Source organism: Vibrio sp. 1727, assembly GCF_033344415.1.
Taxonomy (GTDB): Bacteria; Pseudomonadota; Gammaproteobacteria; order Enterobacterales; family Vibrionaceae; genus Vibrio; species Vibrio alginolyticus.
On record NZ_JAWPOT010000670.1, the window covers coordinates 1 to 517 of the forward strand.

The 517-nt window shown below is 49.1% G+C and carries 1 protein-coding gene; it reads left to right on the plus strand.

The genetic code is table 11. The annotated features are described in order from the left end of the window. Window positions 1-517 (plus strand): ATP-binding cassette domain-containing protein (locus R8O10_RS27515; protein WP_318192273.1); only part of this gene is annotated, 517 nt, incomplete at both ends.

A 517-nucleotide genomic window follows, 5' to 3' on the forward strand; every position in this document is an offset into this window, starting at 1 on the left:
CGACGTACACGGGAATCTTTACCCCTATTCGCGAGCTGTTTGCTGGTACGCAGGAATCACGTTCACGTGGTTACAAACCTGGCCGCTTTAGTTTTAACGTTCGTGGTGGTCGCTGTGAAGCTTGTCAGGGGGATGGTGTTATCAAAGTCGAGATGCACTTCTTACCAGACGTGTACGTGCCATGTGATGTGTGTAAAGGTAAGCGCTATAACCGCGAAACACTGGAAGTACGCTACAAAGGCAAAACCATCGATGAAGTACTGGAAATGACCGTCGAGGATGCTCGCACCTTCTTCGATCCTGTTCCTGCGATTGCCCGCAAGCTGCAAACTCTAATGGACGTTGGTCTGTCTTACATTCGTTTAGGTCAAGCGGCAACCACATTATCAGGCGGCGAAGCGCAGCGAGTGAAATTGGCAAGAGAGCTATCCAAGCGTGATACGGGTAAAACCTTGTACATTCTAGATGAGCCAACAACTGGTCTGCACTTCCATGATATTCAGCAGTTATTGACCGT